Here is an 18,205-nt window from a genome sequence, read left to right on the forward strand (position 1 = left end):
CACCCCTGGTTCGCCGTGGGAGAACGGATATGTCGAGAGCTTCAACGCACAGATACGCAACGAGCTGCTGAATGGCGAGATTTTTTACACGCTCAAGGAGGCGCAGATCATGATCGAGGGCTGGCGACGGCACTACAATACGGTTCGGCCGCATGGCGCATTGGGCTACCGGCCGCCAGCGCCAGAGGTGTTCGTGCCAGCTATAGCCGCTAGGCCGGCTGCACCGGCCAAGCTCGCCGTGGTCCAGCGACCAACCCTGCACTAACTTTGACCTTGGACCACCTCGTGGGGGCCGATCAACGATGTTCGGCTCCGGAGGCTGCGGCGTCCCGGCGTCCATGGCCATGCAGATCCTCTCGCCTGATCTCGACAGGCACCATCGGGCGACCGGCGCCCGATTTCGGGCGTCATGGCGTCCTTCGCACGGCCAGCCGCATCAGTAACATCACATCTTCAGCAAGATTGATCACCGCGGCCGGCCTTTACTCTCTACACCGGGACAGCCGCCAGGGCCGAATTCGAACAGGCCGAAGTCGTGACAGCGCCCGCCGGGCCGATTGCCGCAGCGAAGCGACTTCGCGATGGGTAACCGCACGGTGCGGTGACACGAATAAGCGCGATCAGCAGGGCTCGCCGAGCGCTCCGCTAGACATGGGCTAGCTGTCAGTTGATTGGACATCGATGCCGGCGTGGCGTCGATCGCAGTCGGAATCCGAACGGGAGCACTCGATGCTGAGACGGACACTGGGCTGGTCGTTGCTGGGCGCGCTGGCCTGCCTCGCGCTGCCCCAGGCAGCCGGCGCGCAGGGCGCCAAGCCGGCCTTCGTCTTCACCGGCATCCCCGATCAGGACGAGAGCCGCCTCGTCGAGCGCTTCGGCAAGGTCGCCGCGTACCTCGAGGGCAAGCTCGGTGTGCCGGTGACGTACCTCCCGGTGAAGAACTACCCGGCAGCGGTCACGGCCTTCACGAACGGACAGGTCCAGCTCGCGTGGTTCGGCGGGTTCACCGGCGTCCAGGCCCGCAAAGCCTCGCCCGGGGCCCAGGCGATCGCGCAGGGAGCGGAGGATGCGGCCTTCAAGACCTACCTCATCGCCAACACCAAGACGGGCCTGACGCGCACGACCGACTTCCCGAAGGCGATCGCCGGCAAGACCTTCACCTTCGGCTCCCGGGCCTCGACCTCGGGCCGGCTGATGCCGGAATACTTCATCCGCGAGGCCTTTCCGGGCAAGACGCCCGAGGAGGTTTTTTCCCGCGTTGGTTTCTCCGGCGATCACAGTCGCACGATCCAGCTCGTCCAGTCCGGGGCCTTCGAGGTCGGTGCGGTGGACTATTCGGTCTGGGATCTGGACAACAAGGCCGGCAAGATCGACCCGAAGGAGGTCGGCATCATATGGGAGAGCCCACCCTTCCCGGATTATCAGTGGACCGTGCGCGGCGATGTCGACGCGATCTACGGTGCCGGGTTCACGGAGCGGCTCAAGGCAGCGCTGATCGGCATCACCGATCCTGCGATCCTCGCGCCCTTCGCGCGCTCGAAGTTCATCCCGGTGACCAACGCCGCCTACGAGCCGGTGGAGCGCGTGGCGAAATCCACGGGCCTGCTGGATTGAGCCGCGCGCTGCCGTGAGCCTGCCCCGAGCCGAAGCCGAAGTCGTTCTGTCGGGCGCGACGGCGGCCTATGACGGCAAGCCCGTCCTGTTCGGCGTGGACCTCACCGTCCGGGCGGGCGAGCGCGTCGCGCTGATGGGTCGATCCGGCGCGGGGAAGTCCACCCTGCTCGGGCTGATCCACGCCCAGGCCCGGCCGCGGGTGGCCCTGATCCCGCAGGCGGCCGCCCTGGTGCGGACGCTCTCGGTCTTCCACAACGTCTACATGGGCCGTCTCGACCGGCGCTCGACCCTGCACAACCTGCGCACCCTGGCGTTCCCGGCCCGCGCCGATCTCGCTGAGGTCAGCGGGATCCTCGGGGAGGTCGGGCTCGCCGACGCGGTCCGGGCCAAGGCCGGGGCGCTGTCGGGCGGCCAGCAGCAGCGCGTCTCGGTCGCGCGGGCGCTCTACAACGGGCGTCCCATCCTGCTCGGCGACGAGCCGGTCTCGGCCCTGGACCGCAGGCAGGGCGGCTTGATCCTGGAGCGGATGGCCGCCCGCCACCAGACCCTCGTCCTGGCGCTCCACGACATCGCCCTGGCGCTGGCGCACACGGACCGGATCGTGGTCCTCGATGCGGGTCGGATCGTCCTCGACGCGCCCGCCCGCGACCTGGACGAGGCGGCCCTCGTCCCGTTTTACGGGCAGGCCGCATGAACGCCGCGCGTTTGATGCCCGGCGCGGGCTACGCGACGGCGACCCGCTGGTTCGTCGGCGGTGCCGCAGCGGCGCTGCTTGGCGCCGACCTCGCGATCACCAGCCTCCATCCCTGGGCCGACCTGCAGCGCCTGCTCGCCGGCCTGGTCCATCCGGACTTCCCGGCGGTGGAGATCTGGAGCGTCGTCTACACCGTCGCCTTCGCGGTCCTCGGGGTCACGCTCGGGGCCGGGACGGGCTTCGTCCTCGCGATCCCGTTTGCCCGGTCCCGGAGCGTGCGGCTCGCCTGCGCCGGCCTGCGCTCGGTCCACGAGCTGTTCTGGGCGCTGCTGCTAACGCAGGTGTTCGGCCTGTCGGCGACCACCGGCATCCTCGCCATCGCGCTGCCCTACGCGGGCATCTGCGCGAAGGTCTATTCGGAGATCATCGAGGAGGCGGATCTCTCCGCCCTGCGGGTCCTGCCGGCGGGGACCGGCGCCCTCTCGGCTTTCATGTACGCCCGCCTGCCGGAGGTCGCCCCGGCCTTCCGGCACTACACGCTCTACCGGTTCGAGTGCGCCATGCGCTCGACCCTGGTGCTTGGCTTCATCGGCCTGCCCACCATGGGCTTCTACCTCGAATCCGCCTTCCGGCAGGGCCGCTACGCCGAGGCCGGGGCCCTGCTCCTGGTCTTCTACGCTCTGATCGGCTCCCGCCGCCTCTGGATGCGCCTCTCGACCCTGCCGGTGCTGATCGTGGGCAGCGCCCTCGTCCTGCCCAAGACCATCGGATCGACCGACTGGCTGACCAGCCTCGGCCGGTTCCTCGGCCACGACATCGTCCCGAGTCCGCTCCGGTCCGGCGCGCTCCTCGATCCGGTGACCTGGGGCCGGTTCTGGCTGTGGCTCCGGCCGATCGTGACAGAGCAGATCCTGCCCGGCGCGCTCCAGACCCTCGTGCTGGCGCAGATCGCGCTGGTCGCCACCGGCCTCGGTGCGCTCATCCTGTTCCCCCTCGCCTCGCGCCGTTTTGCCGGGCCGATCGGGCAGCCCTTCGGGCGGGTGCTGCTCGTGGTGGTGCGCTCGACGCCGGAATACATGCTGGCCTACGTGCTGCTGCAGCTGCTCGGACCCTCGATGCTGCCGGCGATCCTGGCTCTGACGATCCACAATGCCGGCATCGTCGGCTTCCTGATGGGGCGTCACGCCGACGACCTCGCCTACCGCCCCGACGCGCCGACCGGCCTGAACCTCTACAGCTACGAGACGCTGCCCCGGCTCTACGGGCAGTTCCTGGCCTACCTGCTCTACCGCTGGGAGCTGATCCTGCGCGAGAGCGCGATCTTCGGCATTCTCGGCGTGGCGACGCTCGGCTTCTACGTCGATGCCGCGATCTCGGAGTTGCGCCTGGACGTCGCTGTGCTGCTGATCGTCGCCACGGCGCTCCTGACCGCGATGGTCGACGCGCTGTCCCGGGCCCTGCGCCGGTCGCTGCGCCTCGCCGATCTGCCGACACGGCTGTCCAAACCCCTGCACGGGTCCGCGGCCGACCCGCCGCTGCGGGCGGCCTGTACCTGACGGCGCGCGGCCCTTGAGAGGATCGAAACGATGCGGACGGATCCGTTCACCGATACGTGGCTGTTCCTGATCGGGCAGCAGAGCGACGAGGTCGCCCTCGGTTGGGGGCGCTGGCTGGTCGCGGCCGGTCTCGCCCTGCTGGTCCTGGCCAGCATCGTCATCGCGATCCGGGAATGGATCGAGGATCCGGCCCAGCGGACCGGCCGCGACGTCACCCTGTGGGCGCTGCGCGCCCTGATCGGCGGCATGTGGTTCCAGGGCATGCTTTGGAAGCTGCCGCTCTTCTCCACCGAGAACGGGCTCTATTATTGGACCGGTGAGGAGGTGACCAACGCCGCCTTCGCGATCCACCGGGAGTTTGTGAAGGGCGTGCTGCTGCCGACGCCGAACTTCTACATCCTGGACGTGATGGTCTTCTTCACGGAGCTGACCTTCGCGGTCTCGCTGCTCCTCGGGCTCGGCGTCCGGATCGTCGGGGCGATCGGCGTCGTCTTCGTGGCGCAGCTCTGGCTCGGCCTCTACCTGCATCCGCAGGAATGGCCGTGGACCTACGTCTTCCTCGGCGGCCTCATGGCCCTGTTCAGCGTGTTCGGAGCGGGTCGCAGCCTCGGCCTCGACGCCGAACTGCGCCGCCGGTACCCGCCCGGCCTCACCTTCGGATGGGCCGCGAACCTCGTCCGCATCGCGACCTGAGAGCGGCCGGTCAGCCGGCCGGGCGGCCCTCGCGGGACAGGGCGCGGGCGAGGCGCAGGAAGGTCGTGCCGATCACCCAGGCGGCGCGCATCCCCACCCGCCAGTCCCCCGAGACCTTGGAGGCGCCGCCCTGCCGCGGCCGCTGCCCGACGGCGACCTCCGCGCAGCGCAGGCCCGCCGCCGAGGCGCGCATCAGCATCTCCAGATTCCAGCCGTAGGTCTCGTCCCGCATGCCGAGGCGCTCCAGCGCGTCGCGGCGGATCGCCCGGAACGGGGACATGTCGGTGAAGCGGGCCCCGTAGGTGAGCCGCAGCAGCCAGCCGGCGAGGTGACCGGCGACGATCTGCTGGGGGCTCATGGCGCCCGGCTCGCGGTCGCCGCGGATCCGGGAGCCGTGCACGAAATCCGCCAGGTTGGCGCGGATCGGATCGAGGAGGGCCGGCGCGCAGTCGAGCCGGTCGCTGCCGTCGCCGTCGACGAACAGGACGATGCGGGTCTCCGGCGGCAGCGCGGCGATCCCGGTCTGGATCGCCCGGCCGTAACCGCGGCGGCGCTCCACGAGGACGCGCGCGCCCGACGCGGCGGCCCGATCGCGGGTCGCATCCCGCGAGCCGCCATCGACGACGAGGACCGCATCGGCCCCGTGCGCCAGGAGACCCGCCACGACGGCGCCGATCGCGGCCTCCTCGTCGAGGCAGGGCACGATGGCGGTGACGAAGGCTTCGGCGGTCACAGGCTCCAGCGGAGCCCGCAATTGCCGCAGGCCTGCGGCGGCGTGTCGGAGAGAAGGGCGGCCCGGAAATCCACGTAGGCCGGGCCATTCCAGATCGCCCGCAGGGTGTCCTGCGTGGCGTCGCCGAGGGTGTAGTTCTCGTAGCCGCGCTGCGAGAATGGCGCGATGCAGCATGGCAGCGCCCGGCCGTTGGCGGTGACGTACATCACGTTCCAGGGCCGGCGGCACAGGGACCAGGGCGAGCCGTCGGTGTCGCGACGCAGGCTCATCCCCGGCTCGCTCGCCGCCCCGGACGCCGAGAAGGTGAGCCCGAGCGCGCGTGCGACCGCCTCGGCTTCGGACAGGTAATGGGCCTCGTCCGCCTCCATGCGCTCGTAGAGGGCCTGATCGGGCCGCGCCATGCCGAGGGCGTCGTCCGCGAAGTAGACCAGCCGCTGGAGGTAGACCTCCTTCACGCCGGCCTCGGCCGCCACCCGCACGAAGGCGGGCAGCTCCGGCAGGGTCTCCTTGAGCCCGGTGAGCCAAGCCGAGACCCGGGGCTTCGCGTGGCCCTCGCGCTCCTGCAGCGCCCGGAAGGCCCGGACGTTCTTCAAAATCCGTTCGAAATAGTCCTTTCCGCGCACGGTGATGTACGAGGCGCGTGTCGACGCATCGAGCGAGACGCGCAGCTCGTCCAGGCCGGCCTCGATCAGGGCCCGTCCGTTCTTCTCGGACAGCACCGTGCCGTTGGTGTTGAACAGGACGTAGGTTCCGCGATCCTTGAGGTAGCGCACCATCCGGGGCAGGTCCTTGACCAGCATCGGCTCGCCGACCCCGTGAAGCACGGCGCGGCTGAGATCCGGCACCTGATCGACGATGCGCGTGAACAGGTCCCAGCTCATGTCGGCCGGCGGCTCGAGCTCGACATAGGTGCGCGGACAGGTGGTGCAGAGCAGGTTGCAGCGGTTCGTCACCTCCAGATAGAGGCAGACCGGCAGCCGCTCGACGACGGTCTCGACCGTCCGCGGCGCCGCCTCGTGATAGCGACGCGGGTCGATGGCCGGCGTGGCGAGGTGGGTGGCTGCGGTCATCGGGTGAGTCCGGAGCGGCGGCGGAGTTCGACGTGCACGAGCGACGCCGCCGCCACCAGGGCGGCGAGGATCGCCGAGCGGGCCTCGTAGGGCAGCTGCGGATCGCCGGGGACGACGTCGTAGAGCATGAAGCCTCCCACCGTGAGGACCCAACCTGGAAGCGTGGCGGCGACGCTCAAGAACGGCACGGCCAGCAAGAGATACCATGGGAATTCGGGTGACAGCAGGAAGAGTAACATCACGATCGAACAATTGATGTCGCGCAGGCTCCGCTCCGGCGTCCGGATCCTTCGGAATCCGGTCCGCAGCGCGAGGACCGCCAGGATCGTCAGGCACAGGGCCAGGTAGATCTGGGTGTCGTGCGGCCACTGGCCGACCGCCTGCCGCCAAAGCCGCAGCAGTGTGAAGCCGGTGCCCGAGGACAGGCCCTGCTCGTCGGCGTATCCCGTCGCGAGAAAGCCGAGCACGCCGCTCCCGACGGACAGGTAGGGCAGATAGGCCAGCGCGATGACGACCGGCACGAGGGCGACCATCCGCCAGTCCCAGGGTCGCCACAGGCCGGGCAGCGCGATCAGGGCGAACGGCTTGGCCAGCGCCCCCAGCACCACCGATGTCGCGCCCGCGTAGCGCCGGCCGACGGCCAGGGCCAGCCACAGGCCGAGCATCGTCAGGGCGATCATCACGCCGTCGATATGGCCCTGGCCCGCGATCTCCCAGATCGGGAGCGGATGCCAAGCGTAGGCCGCCACGCGGGTCTCCGACTGTCCCGTGAGCCGCAGCAGACCGACCAGGGCGAAGATCGTCACCGCCTCGCACGCCACGAGGGCGATCTTGATGGCGAGCGGGCTCGCCGAGATGCGGGTGACGAGGAGGAAGAACGCCTGCGCGATCGGGGGGTAGATGGTCACCGCGTAGTCGGCGCGGTTGATGAACGGGTAGACCTGCGCGTCGCGCAGGAACGCCAGTACCGGGTCGGCCGGGACGTAGCGATAGGGGTTGATCCCGGCGCTCTGCACGATTCCGTCCCAGACGTAGCGGAAGATGTCGGTCGACAGGATCGGCGGCGCGGGCAGCGCGAGGAGCCGCATCGCGAGGCCGGCCCCGACGATGATGGCCAGGGCCCGGGGCCCCGGGATTTCCTCCAGGCGCGCGGCCAGGGCGGCGATCACGCCACCGGCGCAGGCGAGCGCCAGGAACGCATCGTCGCCGAAGCCCTGAAGAAGCGGCATGCCGAGCCCGATCAGCACGGTTCCGGCGATGCCGAGGGCCGTCAGGCGCCGGACAGGGCTCACGCGTCACGCCATTGGGTCAGCAGCGCGCGCGTCGCGGGCGCCTGCCCCCCGACGATGCCGTCCGCAGCGAACGCCGGCGGGATTCCCGCGATCTCATCCTGAAGGAGGCGGAATGTCGCCGCGTCGTCGATGTCGTACCAATGGGGAAGCACCTTAACCTCCAGGCCGATTGCGGCGGCCTGCTCCAGCGTACGGGCCAGCACTGCGTCCGTGCTCCACGGGATGCCGGCGAAGAGTTCGGGATGGTCGGCCTTCAACCCGATATGCGTGTAGCCGCCGTCGATGGCGGGCCCCAGCACCACGCGGTCTCCGGACCGTCGCAGGGTGGTGACGGTGTCCGTGAGCAGCGATGCGGGCAGGGTCGGAGAGTCGGCGTTGATCAGCACGACGCAGTCGTGCGCCTGCTCGGTCAGCAGACGACGCACGGCTGTTCCGAGAATGACCCCGAAATCGGATCCTTCTTGAAGCAGCAGGCGGAAGGCGTGCGGCAGGATGGCAGCGAGCTCGGCCTCCGATCCCGCGGGCGCATAGATGCCGTATCCCTGCCTGCCCAGCGCCTCCGGGACCGCGAGCACGACACCGGCGACATCCGCCAGGAAACAGGCAGCGAGACGTGCTGCCTTCTCCGGGCCGAGGCGTGCGGCAAGGCGTGTCTTGGTCAGGCCGGGGCGCGGGGCCTTGCACATGATCCCGAGCGCTGCCGTCATGCGTCCCTCATGTCGGCGCAGCGCCGCGCGCCTGAAACTGTAATGGGACGATGCGTCCGCGGCAAAGAGAGAGCAAATTGTTGCTGGAAAGCCAAATCACAAAGTGCGACCGGGGTATGGCCCTCGCGGCCGATGAGGTTCTACGGGATGCCGGCGCCGGACCATTCGAGCCCGCACTGGCTGGACGTGTAGTGTGGCGCGAGCCTCCGGGAGAAGGGCTGTCCGCTCTTGCCATGACCGCACCCGGAAGCGGACCAGCCGCTTTCGGTCAGTTTCGGCCTCCTTGGCGGCCGCCTCTGAACGGCTGAGTTGGGTGGTTTCCCGCCGGTCAGCTCTTAGGCTTCAAACTCATAAAGCAGCCCTCCGACCTACATCCGCTCCTTGATGCCGGCACTGACGAGCCACCAGTTCACCGGGTAGCTGGTCAGGCAGCCCGCCACCATTGCGACCTGCATGGCGGCCCAGAACTCGACCGAGTTCACCGGCGCCCGGTCCCCCACGAGGTGCGGGAATAGGACGAACTGAGCAAAGGCCATGAAGCCGTACATGCCAACCTGCCACGATATCAGCGACAGGGTGTCGGCTTTGATCGCGGCGACCAGTCCCTCGCCCGGCGAGAGCCCCCGCATCGGCACGATGGCGTAATACTGGAACACAATGCCGAGCGCGTAGGCGAAGACGAAATCCGGCACCCAGACCGCGTAGATCTTCTGCTCGAACAGCGAGTGCCAGCCGAACCAGACCGCCACCGCCGGCACCAGGAAGGCCAGCCACTCGGCGGCGACGTCGCCCAGCATGCAGCCGCTGCCGCAGTGGAGCGCCCCCGTTCCGACCATCACCGGGAACGGCGTCTGCGTCATGTTGGGGGGCTTCTCGTTTCGCTCCATCGCCTGGTGGTGCGCCTCCATCGTGCCGAGCCGCCCGTAGCGGAAGTAGGCCCAGACCACGGCGAGCGTGCCGAACAGGGCGCACACCGGCCACACGACGTTCATCACCGTCATGTGCTGCGGGTGCCGGATCACCTGCACCGACAACACGAGCGAGCACGCGGCACCCAGCAAGAGGGACGCGACGGAGAGGGCGTGAAGCCAGCCCGGTGCGGCGAAGGCGGCGCTCAATGGTGCACCGCCAGCATCCAGAGGGCCATGGCGACCATCATCACGTTCTCGGTGAGCGAGACGAAGCCGAGCGGCACCTTGCTCGACCCGCCGACGCAGGCGCACGTGATGTCCCGCTTGTCGACGTAGACCGCCTTGAACACCGAGACCGCCCCGACCGAGCCGATGAACAGAGCCACCGGGATCGAGATCCAGTTCAGGGCGCCCGCGACCATCAGCACGCCGGCGATGCCCTCCAGAAACGGGTAGGCGTAAGCGTAGCGGACCCAGCGTTGTCCCAGCAGGTCGTAGCCCATGAACATCGAGGAGAAGCTCTCCACGTCCTGCAGCTTCAAGAGGGCGAGCACGCACATGCTGAATGCGATGAACCACGCGGCGGCGCGCATCGTGAACGGGGTGCCGTAGACGGCGTGGCTCGCCGCCAGGGCCATCAGCGCCGTCATCGTGAACACCGCGAAGACGGGCGTGTAGGTCGGCTTGCTCGGGTCGTTGGCGGCCTTGCCGAAGTGGTGCTGGAGATCGTCGAAGCCGCCGACCCGCTCGCCATTGATGAAGGTCTGCGGCGTCGACTTGACGTGGTACTCGTCCTTGAACCGGTCGATCTCCTCGCGCGTGGTCAGCAGGTGGTCCTCGACCGCGAAGCCCTGGCGTTCGAGGAGGTCCCTGGCCTTCAGGCCGTAGGGCAGGTGTGCTCGGGCGTGACCATCCGGTAGAGGACGGCCTTGCGGGCCGGTGACGGCATGAGTTGCTCCTTCGATGCAGGTTGGGGCGCCGGCGTCGCTACTCGGCGGCGACCCGGTGATGTGTCGGCTCCTCGACGGCCGTCGCCTGGGATTGGTTGCCCGGCGGCAGCGTCCAGCCCTTCACGAGCGCGTAGACGGCGGGGATCACCACGAGGGTCAGCGCGGTGGAGGAGACCATGCCGCCGATCATCGGCACGGCGATGCGCTGCATGACCTCCGAGCCCGAGCCGGTGCTCCATAGGATCGGGACGAGACCGGCCATGATGGCGACCACCGTCATCATCTTGGGCCGTACCCGCTCGACCGCGCCGACCATGATGGCGCCGCGCAGGTCCGCCCGCGTCGGGGGGCGCTCCTCGCGGCTGCACCCGGCCCGCACCTCGTCCCAGGCGTGGTCGAGGTAGACCAGCATGATCACCCCCGTCTCGGCGGCGACGCCGGCGAGCGCGATGAATCCCACCGCGACGGCTACCGACATGTTGAAGCCCATCCACCACAGCAGCCACACCCCGCCGACCAAGGCGAACGGCAGCGACAGCATCACGATGAGCGTCTCGGTCAGCCGCCGGAAGTTCAGGAAGAGGAGCAGGAAGACGACGAGCAGCGTCAGCGGCACGACGATCCGAAGCCGCGCCTCGGCCCGCTCCAGGTACTCGTATTGCCCGCTCCACTGGAGCGTCGTGCCCTGGGGCAGCGTCACCTCGTCGGCCACGGCCTTGCGCGCCTCGGCCACGTAGCCGCCGAGGTCGCGTCCGGCGATGTCGACGAAAATGTAGACCGCGAGCTGCCCGTTCTCGGTGCGGATCGAGGTCGGCCCCCGCGTCATCTCCACCTTGGCCACCTCGCGCAGGGGCACCGTGCCGCCGGCCGGCAGGGGCACCTGCACCTCATCGGCGATGGCGCGCGGGTCCGAGCGGAAGGCGCGCGGGTATCGCACGTTGACGGTGTAGCGCTCCCGCCCCTCGACCGTGTTCGTCACGGCCTGCCCGCCGAGCGCCGTCGCGATGACGTCCTGCACGTCGCCGACCATCAGCCCGTAACGGCCCAGCGCCTCCCGGTCGGGGGTGATGTCGAGGAAGTAGCCGCCGATCACCCGCTCGGCGTAGGCGCTCGACGTGCCCGGCACCGCCCGGACGACTGCCTCGACTTGCCGGGCGACCCCCTCCATCTGCTTGAGGTCGGTCCCGAGGACCTTGATGCCGACCGGCGTACGGATGCCGGTCGAGAGCATGTCGATGCGGGCGCGGATCGGCTGCGTCCAGGCGTTCGACACGCCGGGGAACTGCAGCGCCTTGTCCATCTCCTCCTTGAGGCTGGCGAGGGTGACGCCGGGGCGCCACTCCGCCTTTGGCTTCAGGGCGATGACCGTCTCGAACATCTCCATGGGCGCCGGGTCGGTGGCCGTGTTGGCGCGGCCCGCCTTCCCGTAGACGGAGGCGACCTCGGGAAAGGACTTGATGATCCGGTCCTGGGTCGCCAGCAGCTCACCGGCCTTGGTCACCGAGATCCCCGGCAGGGTGGTCGGCATGTAGAGCAGGCTGCCCTCGTCGAGGTCGGGCATGAACTCGGAGCCGAGCTGCCGGGCGGGCCAGACTGTCGCCGCCAGCACGCCCACGGCGAGCAGGATGGTGAGCACCCGCGCCCGCAGGACGCCCGCGATGAGGGGCCGGTACAGCCAGATGAGCAGGCGGTTGAGCGCGTTGCGGTGCTCCGGGACGATCCGCCCGCGCACGAATAGCACCATCAGCGCCGGGACGAGCGTCACCGACAGGAGCGCGGCCGCCGCCATGGCGAAGGTCTTGGTGTAGGCGAGCGGCCCGAACAGCCGCCCCTCCTGGCTCTCCAGGGTGAAGATCGGCAGGAAGCTCACCGTGATGACGAGGAGCGAGAAGAACAGCGACGGCCCGACCTCGCTCGCGGCCTCGACCAGGATCTCGACCCGGGGCTTGCCCGGCGGCGCCCGCTCCAGGTGCTTGTGGGCGTTCTCGATCATGACGATGGCGGCATCGATCATGGCGCCGACCGCGATGGCGATGCCGCCGAGGCTCATGATATTGGCGCCGATTCCGAGCGCCTTCATGCCCGCGAGCGCCATCAGGATGCCGACCGGCAGCATCAGGATGGCCACGAGCGCGCTGCGGATGTGCAGGAGGAACACCACGCAGACCAGGGAGACGACGATGCTCTCCTCGACCAACGTGTGCCGCAGGGTGTCGATGGCCGCCTCGATGAGTTGCGAGCGGTCGTAGACCGGCAGGATCTCGGTGCCGGCCGGCAGGCTCTTGGCCACCTCGGCGAGCTTCGCCTTGACCCCCTCGATGACGCTGAGGGCGTTCGCGCCGAAGCGCTGTAGGACGATGCCGCCCGCGACCTCGCCCTCGCCGTTCATCTCGGTGATGCCGCGCCGCTCGTCCGGCCCGAGTTCGACGCGGGCGACGTCCCGGACCCGCAGCGGCGTGCCGCCGGCGGTCTTGAGGACGATGTTCTCGATGTCGGCGATGCTCCTCAGGTAGCCGCGGCCGCGCACCATGAACTCGAACTCGGACAGTTCGACCGTGCGGCCGCCGACGTCGGCATTGCTCGTGCGGATCGCGTCCCGAAGCTTGTTGAGGGAGATGCCCTGGGCTCGCAGGCGGTTCGGGTCGACGACGACGTTGTACTGCTTCACGAAGCCGCCGACGCCCGCGACCTCGGCCACGCCTTCGGCCCGCGAAGCGCCGAACCGCACGACCCAGTCCTGGAGCGAGCGCAGCTCCGCAAGGGTCCGCTCCTTCGCCACGACGACGTATTGGTAGACCCAGCCCACGCCGGTCGCGTCGGGGCCCAGCGTCGGCGTCACGCCGGCAGGCAGGCGGTTCGCCGCCGCGTTCAGGTACTCCAGCACCCGGGACCGGCCCCAGTAAGGGTCGGTGCCGTCCTCGAAGATCACGTAGACGAAGGACCCACCGAAGAACGAGAAGCCGCGGACCACCTTCGCCTTCGGCACCGTCAGCATGGCGGTGGTTAGCGGATAGGTGACCTGGTCCTCGACCACCTGGGGCGCCTGGCCCGGATACTCGGTGTAGACGATGGCCTGCACGTCCGAGAGGTCGGGGATGGCGTCAAGCGGCAGCGTCCGCAGCGCGAGCACGCCGCCCGCGACCGCGAACACGGTCCCGACCAGCACGAGGACGAGGTTGCGGGCGGACCAGCCGATGAGACGCGCGATCACCGCCTGCCTCCCGCGTTCGCGGCCTGCCGGCCGTCCTTCGGGGCGGCCAGGGACTGGAGCGCCGCCTTGAGGTTGCTCTCGGCGTCGATGAGGAAGTTCGCCGCCGTGACCACCCGGTCGCCGGCCGAGACGCCGTCCCGGATCTCGGTGAAGCCCTCGCCGCGGACGCCGACCTTCACCTCCTTGGGCTCGAATCGGCCCTCGCCCCGGTCGAGGAGCACGACCTGGCGTTCGCCGGTGTCGATGACGGCGTCGTCGGGGACCGCCACCACCGGCTTGGCGTCGCCGGTGTCGATCTGGACCTCGGCGTACATGTCGGGCAGCAGCGAGCCGTCCGGGTTCGGCAGCTCGATGCGCACCCGCGTCGCTCGGGTGTCGGCGTTCACCTGAGGGTAAATCACCGCGACCTTGCCGGAAAAGGTCTTCCCCGGGGCCGAGCGAAGGCGGACGGTGACGGGCTGGCCCACGCGCACCGCGGCGAGGTCGCGCTCGGGCACGTCGGCCAACACCCACATCGTCGAGATGTCGCCGATCCGGAGCAGGGTGTCGCCGGCGGCGGCCTTCATGCCCTCGACGGCGGTCCGCTGCAGGACGAGGCCGTCGCGCGGAGAGGACCAGGTGATGGCCATCGGCACCTTCCGGGTGCGCTCCATCTCGTCGATGACGGCCTCTGAGACATTCAGGTTCTGGAGCCTGCGGCGCGCCCCGTCGAACCCCGGGTTGGCGATGAGCTGGGCCGCGGCCGCGTTGATCTCGGGCGAGTAGACGTGGACCAGCGCCTGTCCCTTACGGACGCGGTCGCCGGTGGTGACGTTCTCGACGTGGTCGACGTAGGCGTCGGACCGGGTCGCGATGACGGTCACGCGCCGCTCGTCGAGGGCGACCGTGCCGGGCACGCGCACCGGCTGCGCCACGACCCGCCGGTCCACGACCTCGGTCCGCACGCCGGTGCGTTGGACCTTGCCGGGCGAGACGGTCACGACGTTCCCGCCCTCGTCCTCGCCCGCGTAGACGGGGATGTAGTCCATCCCCATCGAGTCCTTCTTCGGCACCGGCGAGGTGTCTGGCAGTCCCATGGGGTTGCGGTAGTACAGGACACGCCGATTGCCCGGGCCAGGCCCGGCCGCCCCGGCCGCCCCGGCCGCCCCGGCCGCCCCGGCCGCCATGCCGCCCTTGCCCATACCGTCCTTGCCCATGTCTTGAGCCGCCATGCCGGCGGGCATGGCCGTGGCCTCGGCGTCCTCCACGTCGAAGCGCACGTCCTCGCTGGCGTGGACTGCCCGGAACTCCCGACCGTCCCCCGTGACCATCGGCGCGAGCGAGTAGACCGGCTTCCCGTCCGGGTCCCGGTAGTAGACGACCGGGCCGGACGGGGCGGCGGGACGAGCCGCCGCCGACACCGGCGCCGACGGCACCAGGCGAGCGAGGCCGTCCCGCGCCCTGTCCACGAGCGCGGTCGGCAGGCTCCCCGCCACCCGACCCGCAAGGTCGGACACGGCGGGACCGTCGTGCCCGGTCCAATACCCGGCGGACCCCGCCGCGAGCGCGGCGAGGGCCCCGGCGAGCCATGCGGACCGGTTCATTTCCCGGCCTGGATGATCAGCTTGTCCTCGACCGTGCCGGTCTCGCCCTGGACCTTCGCGGCCAGCGACAGGCGCCAGCGGCCCTGCATTCCGAGATGGGCCTTGAAGCGGTAGATGCCGGGCTCGGTCGAGGGCACCTGCTCGACCTTGGTGGCCATCTCCTCCATGGCGTCGGGCGCCATGTCGAGCCGCTTGGCGAAGACCACGGCGTCGGTCACCGGCTTGCCGCTGCGCTTGTCCACCAGCCGGACGGCGAGGACGGCATCGCCGACTTTGGCCTCCTGCTGGACGAGTTGGAACTGGTAGTTCTTGGTGTCCGCAAATGCGGACGAGGTGAGAGCCGGCACCGATAGCACGGCACCGAGCAGCGCCGCCTTGAGCGGGCGCGCGAGGGTGTTCTTGGTCACGGGTGTCATCTCCTGAACGCGATGGGTGCCGGCGCGCAGGCACGCGGCATCGTGCCGGCGCTCACGCCGGCGGCATCGGGTTCAGGCTCGGGGAGGCTCGGGTAGCGGCGTCCCGTGCACGCTCGCGAACGGGGGTGCCGCGGGCCAGGCCAAGGCCGCCCGCGTTCCGACGGGCGCCGGGAGGACGACCGCTGTGGGCAGGAGCGAGGCGACGGGGGCGAGGCACAGGGCCATCAGCGGGCAGTCCTTGGCGCAGTCCGGCTTGGCCGCCTTCTCGTGCGGACAGCAGGGCATGTCGTCCATGGCCATATCCGCCATGTCGATCCGACCGGAGCCGTCGTCGGCCATGACCATGACAGGCATGGCGTGGCCGTGATGGTCGTGGACGGCGGCCGGCATCGCGGCGTGCATGCCCGCGGTGGCCGCGGGAGCGGTCACCGGCGTCAGGGCGAGACTGAGGACCGCCAAGAGCGGCAACAGTCGCCGGAGGGCGAGCCAGAACGTCACGAATCCAAGATGCCAAATTCCGGGCCGGCGCGAAAGTCCGGCTGACGGTCTCAGGAACGGCGAACGCGCCGGTTGGTTGCGCTTGGCTCAGGCGGGCTCGGCCGGATAGCCGGCCTCTGCGATGGCCCGGGCGATCCGGTCGGCCGATCCCCTGGTTCCCGACACGGTGACCAGCTTCGCCCCCAGGTCGACCGCGACGCCTGCGTTCGGCTCGATGGCCTGCACGGCGCGGGTCACGGACTTGGCGCAGCCGCCGCAGCCCACTTTCTCGACCTTCAAATGGATCATGACGCTCTCCTTCGGACGATGTCCCGAGGAGATGGGGCTTCCCACCGTTGGAAGGTCAAGGGGCGGAATGATGTCCTCAGACCGAGACCTGCGCATCCGGGCGGCCGCTTCCGCCTGATGATCGTTGGAGATGCCCCCCGGCCGAGGCAATCCGTGTAAAGACAGTCCGGCACGATCTGCCCGGGGAGGCACTTTGCCGTCCTGGAGTTGACGGAGCAAACGTCCGGTTTCGGGATTTGCTCAGCGGCGCATAAATGGCGGTGTTGGGTCGTCAGCGGACAGGGTCGGCCTGGAAAGGCTCCGGTCCGGAGGGTTCCCCTTTCGGCCGGTGGCAGGCGCACGCCGTGGCTTTCTCGTCGGCGCGGTCCCATATCGGCGCTTCGCAAGTGAGGAGCTGTGTTAGCAGATGCGCCAGCGGCGCCGCTTGATAAGGCTTCTGAAGCACCGGGGCTGACCGATACGCTTCCTCCAACCCCTGCGTGCCGTAGCCGGTCGCGAACAGGAACGGCGTGCAACGCTCTAACAGCAGGTCGGCCACCGGATAGCTGCGGGCGTCGCCCAGGTTGACGTCCAGCACGGCCAAGTCGAAGTTCCCGGCGCGGACATGATCCACGGCCTTGTCGAGGCGCATGGCCACCACGACCTCGCAGCCGAGGTCGAGCAGCATGTCCTCCGCGAGCATGGCCACGAGGCTCTCGTCCTCGACCAGCAGAACGCGGCGCCCTTCCAGCAAACTCATCGGGCAGGGTGCCCTTCCAGTGTCTCCTGGCCGACCCAGCCGAGCTGGGTCAATGGGATCTCCAGCCGGCAGACGACACCGCTCGGCGCGTATGTGATAGCCGCGTTGCCGTCGAACTCCATCGGAAGCTGCCGCTCGATAAGCCGGGAGCCGAAGCCTCTGCGTGTTGGCGGAGTGACCGGCGGGCCGCCGCGCTCTTCCCATGCGAGATCAAGCTGCTCGCGGCCATCGTCCAAGGCCTGCAGGGACCACGTCACCGCGACCCGCCCCTCAGGGACCGACAGAGCCCCGTATTTGGCGGCGTTGGTCATCAGCTCGTGCAGCGCCATGGCCAGAGTTACAGCGACCTTGGGGTGCAGGCGTGTATCCGGTCCGTTTAGCACGAAGCGGTTAACGTCGACCTCTGCCAGAAGGTGCGGTGCAAGCGCGCGCTCAACCACGCTGCGCAAGCTGGCACTCTCCCAGTTGTCCTCGACGAGCACGTTATGGGCGGTCGACAGCGCAGCCATGCGGGCGTCGAACACAGCCCGCGCGGCTTGGTCGGTCTGGCCGCGGAACGTCTGCGCGGCGATCGATTGGACCGTGGCCAGGGTGTTTTTCACCCGGTGGTTCAGCTCGTTGATCAGCAGGCGTTGGCGCTCGGCCGCGGCCTTTTCCTCGCTGATATCGCGGACCTCGATGATCGTGCCGATGATGTTGGCCGCGTCGTCCCGGATCGGGCTGGCCGTGAAGCCGACCGGATAAAAATGCCCGTCCTTGTGGACGAAAACCTCCTCGCCACGCTCCTGGTTGTTCTCCGGGAAGGCGCGATCGATCGCGCATTCCGCCAGCGGGAACGGCCGGCCGTCCGGGTAGGTGTGGTGCACGATGTCGTGCAGCGGGCAGTCGCGCTCCAAAACCTCGTCAAGCGTCCAGCCGGTCAGCTGCTCGGCGGCGCGGTTCATGTAGATGCAGTGCTGCCGGTCATCCATCAGGAAGATGGAGACCGAGGCGTTGTTAAGCACGGCATTGAGGCGCCGCTCGGTCTCAAATAGTTGGCCGGCGCCGGGCCTGAGACTCACGAGAGGTGTATTGGCGGCGGGAACAGATTGCAGCGGCTGCCGAGTATGCGGCACTGATACGACCCTTCACAGCGGGGTTGTCAAAAAGGACGGGGCCCAACGAACCGTCGGGATCGTGCATCTCGCATGCCGCGTTGCGGCAGGCGCCACAAGGCCGAGCCTGCCAATGCGCTGACGGGAGGGTTGTTC

17 protein-coding genes and 1 pseudogene are annotated in these 18,205 nt (G+C 69.2%); 5 read left to right on the forward strand and 13 right to left on the reverse strand.

All coding sequences use genetic code 11. The annotated features are described in order from the left end of the window. From BM396_RS29340 to BM396_RS29360, 5 genes are all read left to right on the forward strand, one after another. Window positions 1-265: integrase core domain-containing protein (locus BM396_RS29340; RefSeq protein ID WP_139239571.1), on the forward strand; the 265-nt coding region annotated here is incomplete at its 5' end. A 464-nt stretch (window positions 266-729) separates the two neighbouring features. Beyond that, window positions 730-1,614 (forward strand): putative selenate ABC transporter substrate-binding protein, encoded by an 885-nt coding sequence (locus BM396_RS29345; RefSeq protein WP_043387230.1) that lies wholly within the window; start codon window positions 730-732, stop codon window positions 1,612-1,614. Window positions 1,615-1,627: 13 nt separating this feature from the next. After that, the gene (locus BM396_RS29350; RefSeq protein WP_043345651.1) at window positions 1,628-2,308 is read left to right on the forward strand and encodes an ATP-binding cassette domain-containing protein; all 681 of its coding nucleotides are present in this window, start codon (window positions 1,628-1,630) and stop codon (window positions 2,306-2,308) included. Beyond that, a complete protein-coding gene (locus BM396_RS29355) occupies window positions 2,305-3,864 on the forward strand; it encodes a PhnE/PtxC family ABC transporter permease (RefSeq protein WP_075379934.1) in 1,560 nt (519 codons plus the stop codon). The genes BM396_RS29350 and BM396_RS29355 overlap by 4 nt, the downstream gene beginning before the upstream one ends. Window positions 3,865-3,894: 30 nt before the next feature. After that, a complete protein-coding gene (locus BM396_RS29360; protein ID WP_043345662.1) occupies window positions 3,895-4,557 on the forward strand; it encodes a hypothetical protein in 663 nt (220 codons plus the stop codon). A 10-nt stretch (window positions 4,558-4,567) separates the two neighbouring features. Here BM396_RS29360 and BM396_RS29365 read toward each other — a convergent pair whose 3' ends face one another. The 13 genes and pseudogenes from BM396_RS29365 to BM396_RS29425 all read right to left on the reverse strand — a co-directional run bounded on the left by BM396_RS29365 (window position 4,568) and on the right by BM396_RS29425 (window position 18,070). Next, the gene (locus tag BM396_RS29365) at window positions 4,568-5,290 is read right to left on the reverse strand and encodes a glycosyltransferase family 2 protein (RefSeq protein WP_043387232.1); all 723 of its coding nucleotides are present in this window, start codon (window positions 5,288-5,290) and stop codon (window positions 4,568-4,570) included. Further along, window positions 5,287-6,360, reverse strand: a complete 1,074-nt coding sequence (locus BM396_RS29370) for a radical SAM protein (RefSeq protein WP_043345667.1) — start codon at window positions 6,358-6,360, stop codon at window positions 5,287-5,289. Before BM396_RS29370 ends, BM396_RS29365 begins: the two co-directional genes overlap by 4 nt. Next, a complete protein-coding gene (locus tag BM396_RS29375) occupies window positions 6,357-7,652 on the reverse strand; it encodes an MptA/MptB family glycosyltransferase (protein WP_051976237.1) in 1,296 nt (431 codons plus the stop codon). Before BM396_RS29375 ends, BM396_RS29370 begins: the two co-directional genes overlap by 4 nt. After that, window positions 7,649-8,359, reverse strand: a complete 711-nt coding sequence (locus BM396_RS29380; protein ID WP_043387234.1) for a TIGR04282 family arsenosugar biosynthesis glycosyltransferase — start codon at window positions 8,357-8,359, stop codon at window positions 7,649-7,651. The genes BM396_RS29375 and BM396_RS29380 overlap by 4 nt, the downstream gene beginning before the upstream one ends. A 368-nt stretch (window positions 8,360-8,727) precedes the next feature. Then, complete coding sequence (locus BM396_RS29385) at window positions 8,728-9,477, reverse strand: DUF4396 domain-containing protein (RefSeq protein WP_043387236.1); 750 nt, start codon at window positions 9,475-9,477, stop codon at window positions 8,728-8,730. After that, window positions 9,474-10,219: pseudogene (locus BM396_RS29390) on the reverse strand (glutaredoxin family protein). The gene BM396_RS29385 and the pseudogene BM396_RS29390 overlap by 4 nt, the downstream one beginning before the upstream one ends. A gap of 38 nt (window positions 10,220-10,257) precedes the next feature. Next, on the reverse strand, window positions 10,258-13,431 hold the full coding sequence (locus BM396_RS29395) for an efflux RND transporter permease subunit (protein ID WP_043387238.1): 3,174 nt from the start codon (window positions 13,429-13,431) through the stop codon (window positions 10,258-10,260). Continuing rightward, window positions 13,428-15,014, reverse strand: coding sequence for an efflux RND transporter periplasmic adaptor subunit (locus BM396_RS29400; RefSeq protein WP_043387240.1), 1,587 nt, complete (start codon window positions 15,012-15,014; stop codon window positions 13,428-13,430). The genes BM396_RS29395 and BM396_RS29400 overlap by 4 nt, the downstream gene beginning before the upstream one ends. Then, entirely contained in the window at window positions 15,011-15,421 is a 411-nt protein-coding gene (locus BM396_RS29405; protein ID WP_043346021.1) for a FixH family protein, read from the reverse strand. Before BM396_RS29405 ends, BM396_RS29400 begins: the two co-directional genes overlap by 4 nt. A gap of 81 nt (window positions 15,422-15,502) precedes the next feature. Next, entirely contained in the window at window positions 15,503-15,928 is a 426-nt protein-coding gene (locus BM396_RS29410; RefSeq protein ID WP_043346022.1) for a hypothetical protein, read from the reverse strand. A gap of 87 nt (window positions 15,929-16,015) precedes the next feature. Continuing rightward, on the reverse strand, window positions 16,016-16,216 hold the full coding sequence (locus BM396_RS29415; RefSeq protein ID WP_043346024.1) for a heavy-metal-associated domain-containing protein: 201 nt from the start codon (window positions 16,214-16,216) through the stop codon (window positions 16,016-16,018). Between the two features lie 271 nt (window positions 16,217-16,487). Further along, window positions 16,488-16,955 carry a response regulator gene (locus BM396_RS29420; protein WP_043387242.1) on the reverse strand — a complete coding sequence of 156 codons (468 nt, stop codon included), beginning with the start codon at window positions 16,953-16,955 and terminating at the stop codon, window positions 16,488-16,490. Next, a complete protein-coding gene (locus BM396_RS29425; protein ID WP_043387244.1) occupies window positions 16,952-18,070 on the reverse strand; it encodes a sensor histidine kinase in 1,119 nt (372 codons plus the stop codon). The genes BM396_RS29420 and BM396_RS29425 overlap by 4 nt, the downstream gene beginning before the upstream one ends. Window positions 18,071-18,205: the final 135 nt, after the last annotated feature.

Source organism: Methylobacterium sp. UNCCL125 (genome assembly GCF_900116795.1).
Classification (GTDB): Bacteria; Pseudomonadota; Alphaproteobacteria; order Rhizobiales; family Beijerinckiaceae; genus Methylobacterium; species Methylobacterium fujisawaense.

Excerpts from the sequence above, each read along its gene's own strand:
- BM396_RS29345 (WP_043387230.1), top strand. The coding sequence starts at position 730 with ATGCTGAGACGGACACTGGGCTGGTCGTTGCTGGGCGCGCTGGCCTGC.
- BM396_RS29355 (WP_075379934.1), top strand. The coding sequence starts at position 2,305 with ATGAACGCCGCGCGTTTGATGCCCGGCGCGGGCTACGCGACGGCGACC.
- BM396_RS29360 (WP_043345662.1), top strand. The coding sequence starts at position 3,895 with ATGCGGACGGATCCGTTCACCGATACGTGGCTGTTCCTGATCGGGCAG.
- BM396_RS29370 (WP_043345667.1), bottom strand. The coding sequence starts at position 6,360 with ATGACCGCAGCCACCCACCTCGCCACGCCGGCCATCGACCCGCGTCGC.
- BM396_RS29380 (WP_043387234.1), bottom strand. The coding sequence starts at position 8,359 with ATGACGGCAGCGCTCGGGATCATGTGCAAGGCCCCGCGCCCCGGCCTG.
- BM396_RS29400 (WP_043387240.1), bottom strand. The coding sequence starts at position 15,014 with ATGAACCGGTCCGCATGGCTCGCCGGGGCCCTCGCCGCGCTCGCGGCG.
- BM396_RS29415 (WP_043346024.1), bottom strand. The coding sequence starts at position 16,216 with ATGATCCATTTGAAGGTCGAGAAAGTGGGCTGCGGCGGCTGCGCCAAG.
- BM396_RS29420 (WP_043387242.1), bottom strand. The coding sequence starts at position 16,955 with ATGAGTTTGCTGGAAGGGCGCCGCGTTCTGCTGGTCGAGGACGAGAGC.